2 protein-coding genes are annotated in these 5133 nt (G+C 63.1%); both read left to right on the top strand.

Going from position 1 to position 5133, the window contains the following annotated elements; translation table 11 throughout:
- A partial coding sequence (locus tag VJ464_03930; GenBank protein ID HKQ04256.1) for a C25 family cysteine peptidase occupies positions 1-790 on the top strand: 790 nt, incomplete at its 5' end.
- Between the two features lie 527 nt (positions 791-1317).
- On the top strand, positions 1318-5133 hold a 3816-nt coding region (locus VJ464_03925), incomplete at its 3' end, for a C25 family cysteine peptidase (GenBank protein ID HKQ04255.1).

Raw genomic sequence — 5133 nt, 5'->3', positions numbered from 1 at the left:
CGCCAGCTATGACCCGAAGAATTACCTGGGGCTGGGGGAGGCGGACGTGGTGCCGACGAAGCTTATAGATACGAGCCTGATGGAGACGGCGAGCGACGACTGGTATGCGGAGATGGGTAGCGAGGGGCTGGCGGCGATGGCGGTCGGGCGGCTGCCGGTGCGCTCGTCAACGGAAGCCGCTGCCCTGGTCGCCAAGATCATCGCTTACGACAGCGCCGCGCCATCTGACGCGCTGTTGCTGGTCGCAGATAGCAGCGACGACTTTGATTTCGCGGGCGCCGCCAATCAGTTGCGTGATTTCATTCCGCCGAATATCCGGGCCGAAGAGATCAGGCGTGGCCAGACAGACGATGTGGCCTCGCGCGAGCGGTTGCTGGCGGCGATCAACGAAGGGCGCAAGGTCGTCAATTACATGGGGCATGGCAATATCGATCAGTTGCATGGCTTCTTGCTTACGGACGCCGATGCGCGGGCGCTAACGAACCAGGAGCGGCTGACGTTCTTCGTCGCCATGACCTGCCTGAATGGCTACTTCCAAGAGCCGGCGCTCGACAGCCTCGCCGAAGCGATGGTGAAAGCGCCGCACGGCGGCGCGGTCGCCGCGTGGGCTTCATCGGGCATGAGCGGCCCGGCAGAACAGGCGGTCGTCAATCAGGCGTTATACCGCTACTTGTTCAGCAGCGGCGCGACGCTTGGCGATGCAACCTTGAAAGCCAAAGCGGCGACTTCAAGCAGCGACGTGCGGCGGACCTGGATTCTGCTGGGCGACCCGACGACGCGGCTGCGCTGAGTACACGACGCGGCGACGCGGGAAGAGTGATGCGGAGACGCGGAGACACGGAGACGCGGGGAAAGAAGATCAATCGCTATCATCTATAGCTATCATCTGTTTTTCCCCTCGCCGCGTCGCCGCGTCTCCGTGTCTCCGCGTCGCCCTGTTCCCGTGTCGCACAGCCGCCGTGCCGACTTGACTTGCTGTTGTGATACTCGATACGATAGCGACGATTCGGCGAGAGCTTTCTGTCACAAGTTTTTCGAGTCCGTCTTGTCCTCAACGCAGAAGAGCAGCGAAACGATAAGGACGCACGCGGTCGGGGGATGGGCCTGATCCACCCTGACTGCGACTGAGATCGTTCGCCCGTTTGCCCCAATACTCAGCACCACCGCAAGCGGCGAAGGGCGCATGATTGATATGGTGAAGGCGCGCGGCAACTCCATCTCGCCGATCCAGATCGTTGCGTTTGCAAAGCTGCGATCCCGCGGCAGTTTATCCGGCAGTCGGTAATCATTGAAGGACGCAGTCCAGGAGATTTAATTATGAAGGCTTCATCCAAGCGTGTGCGGTATGGCATCAGTCTCTTGCTGATGCTGGCAGGCGCGAGCATCTGGTTGGCGCTGCCCAACCTGCAATCGGGTCAGGCAAGCGGTGGCCGTTTGCCTATCGGCGCGGCGCAAAACAGAGCCGCAGCGCTCGACAGCGAACGTCAGGCGGGGCTCGACAGACTGCTGGCGCAATGGAAAGCCGGCGGCGCGGTTTCAGAAGAAGAAGCGAGCCTGCTGCGCCGCTACAGTTCCGGACAATCGCTCACCGAGCTTGAGGCTGACGTGTTGATCTCGCGGGCGCTTTACGCGCATTACGTTCAGCAATCGCAATTGACGCGCGAGCAATCCGACCTCTTGAGCCGCTACACGCAAACCGTCGCGCGCCATTCGACCGACGTTCTCGATCTAAAGAAACAATTGCTGAATCAGCGCATCGCCGCCGCTGCCGCCGCCGCCGCGCCGCGCGTTCCGCAAGCCGCGCCGGTCAACGATCAGTGCGCCGGCGCCGAAGTCATCCCCGCCGGCGGGCCGTTCCCTTACTTGACCGCCACCACGGCAGACATTACTGACGCGACGACCGTCGGCGATCCGCCGCTGCCTTCGTGTCAAACCGATGTATCGCGGTCAATCTGGTATACCTTCGCGCCGAGCACTTCGGGAATCTACACGATTGCGAGCTGTTCGGACGGGCCGACCGCCACGACCGTGACCGACACGGTGATGGCGATCTACACCTCGACGGGCGGTTGTGCCGGCCCGTTCACCGAAGTGCCGAGCGGCGGCGGTTTCGACGGCTGCGACGATGACGGATGCGTCACCGGTGCGCTGCAATCAGTCATCACCACGCAGCTCAACGCCGGCACGACTTATTACGTCGTGGTCTGGGAATACAGCAGCGCGGCGCCGGCACCCGGCCAGACGGCGGTTCAACTGCGGGTCTCGCGTGTGCTGGCTCAATCGAATGACACCTGCGCCAGCGCCACGGCGTTGTCGCTATTTACGCCGGTTGACGGGACGACGGTAGCCGCCTCGAACGATTATCAACTTTCCGGCTCGACTTGCTTCACGGGCATCGGGCAGACAGCGTCCACGGCGGCGGGCCGCGACGTGGTCTATTCCTTCACCGCGCCATCGGCAGACACCTACTCCTTCAGAGTGACCAACTATAGCACCGATGCCAACCTGGTGCTTTACGCCGCGAGCACTTGCCCGACAGGCCCGGCGCCGATCACCGTCAGCACTTGTCTGGCGGCGGCCAACCGTGACTCGTCGTCTTCTTCCGAAGAGATCGCCTGCCTGTCGCTGACCAACGGGCAACAGATTTATCTATTCGTTGACGAGAATGGCCTGACCGAGGGCAGCACCTTCACCATCGAAGCGACGCGCTGCGTGAAGGAGGTCGAGCCCAACAACACGCCGGCGACCGCCAATCAGGCCGTCTTCGGCATCGAAGGCGCGATTAATGCGGCGGGTGACATAGACTTCTTCTCGCTGGGCACCCCGGCGGCCAACTCGCGTGTCTTCGCCATGATTGACGCGGTCGCCAGCAACTCAATCGATTACGACATGCGGGTTACGACCGCCACCGACACGCTCGAATTTGATGACTTCGATAACGACACGCCATTCGGTCAGCTCGCGCCGAACGTCGCCGGCACACCGACGACCGGCGCGGCGACTTACCTGCGCGTCAGCCATTTCTCGGCGACCGGCGCCTTCGAGCCTTACCGGCTCTATGCCGTCGTGCAGCCGCCGAGCGCGCAGGCGACCGCCGAGTCCGAGCCGAACAACAACGCCGTAAACGCCGATTCGGCTGCCAATAATTATTTCAGCGGCACCTTGAGCGGCCCTGCGCCCTCGACCGACGTGGACTATTATTCGTTCACCGCGGCGGCAGGCACGCTGATCTTCCTGAGCCTGGATTGCGACCCGGCGCGCGACAACACGCCGATAGACGGCAAGCTCGAATTGCTCGACAGCAGCGGCACCAACGTGCTGGTGGCGGTCAATGACGGCAGCTCGACTTCGAGCACGACATCGGGAGCCGGCTCGCTCACTTCGCCGACGCCGAACTCGCCCGCCGAAGGGCTGGTCTATCGCGTGCGGACGAGCGGCACTTACTACGCGCGCGTTTCAATCGGCATCAACTCGGCGAACCCGATTGGCGCGGGCGATTATCTGCTGTCGGTTTTCGTTTCTTCGCCGACCGCCGCGCGCTTCGACAATGATCCGGCGAGCGCCGCCCGCGCCACGCGCTACAGCGACGGCGCGCTGGTGCGCTGGCAGACCGGTTATGAAGTTGAGAACCTGGGCTTCAACGTCTACCGCGAAGAGGGCGGCAAGCGGACGCGCGTCAACCCGCAACTGATCGCCGGCTCGGCGCTGATGGTTGGGCCGACGACGGCGCTCGGCGCGGGCCGCTCGTATAATTGTTTTGACGCGGCGGCTAACGGCTCATCCTACTGGGTCGAAGCCATTGACCTGAACGGGCAGAGCACCTGGCAAGGGCCAATTGCCGTGGGCCGCGCGCCGGGCAAGATGACGACGATGGCAGAGTCGCCGGCGCTTGGTGACGTTGGCCAGCTCAACCTGACCGAAGCGCAGACGACGCGCGTTGAGCGCAGCGCCGCGGTCAAGAGCGTCGGCACCTCAGACATCACCGTGCAGAGCAGCCTTGCCGGTCAACCGGCGGCAAAGCTCGCCATCACCGGCGAAGGCTTCTACCGCGTCGCGCTTTCGGAACTGGCTGCTGCCGGCTTCAACGCAAGCGCCGACGCGCGCAACCTGCAACTCTTTGTTGACGGCGAGCAGGTGCCGATCAACGTCACCGCCGCCTCGTCTGCGGGCTCGCCGGCTATTGAGTTCTATGGCGTCGGCATAGATTCCGCCGTCACCGCCGAGCATGTTTACTGGCTGATCAACGGCTCGGAGCCCGGCCTGCGCATGCGGCAGACGGTTGCGCCCGCCAGCCCGAGCAAAGGCGGCAGCTTCTTCGACAGCGTCGAATCCAAGCCGCGCAGCCTCTACTTCGCCAGCCTGCGCAATGGCGACAACGACAACTTCTTCGGGCCGATCATCACCAATACGCTGCCGGCGCAATTGCTCACCTTGCGGCACGTCGCCGAGGCCGAGGTCGAGGCGCAGCTCGAAGTCGGCTTGCAGGGCATGACGCTGGTCGGTCACCGCATCGAAGTGCGACTGAACGATCAGCGGGTTGGCGAAATTGTCTTCAGCGAGCAGAACGCCGGGCGCGGCCGTTTCAACGTTGCGCAGTCACTACTGAAAGAAGGCGCGAACACCGTGCGGCTGGTGCCGCTCGGCGGCCCGTCCGATATCACCTTGATCGATTACCTGCGCATCAATTACTGGCACGCGCTGGTTGCCGATAACAATCAACTGCGCTTCACGGCAGCCGCTAAACAGGCGGTCAGCGTTGATGGTTTCACTACCCCGAACGTCCGTGTGTTTGATGTTACAAATCCGAACGCGGCGCGCGAGCTGGTCGGTATGGTCAAGAAGACCAAATCCGGCTACAGCGTGTCGGTGACTCCCACGAAGGGCGGGCCGCGACAGCTTCTGGCAATGAGCGACGACAGCGCCCGCCGGCTGGCGAGCGTCAAGCTCAATCAGGCGTCGAACTGGCGGCAGAAAGGTCAGGCGGCTGACTACGTCATCATCACGCGGGGCGATATGATGAGCGCGTTCGCGCCGCTGAAGGCGTGGCGCGAGCGCCAGGGCTACAAAGTCGCGCTGGTTGATGTCGAAGACCTCTACGACGAGTTCAGCTACGGGCAGAAGACGCCGCAGGCG

The organism is Blastocatellia bacterium (genome assembly GCA_035275065.1).
Lineage (GTDB): Bacteria > Acidobacteriota > Blastocatellia > UBA7656 > UBA7656 > DATENM01.
This window is presented reverse-complemented; position numbering and strand designations above follow the sequence as displayed.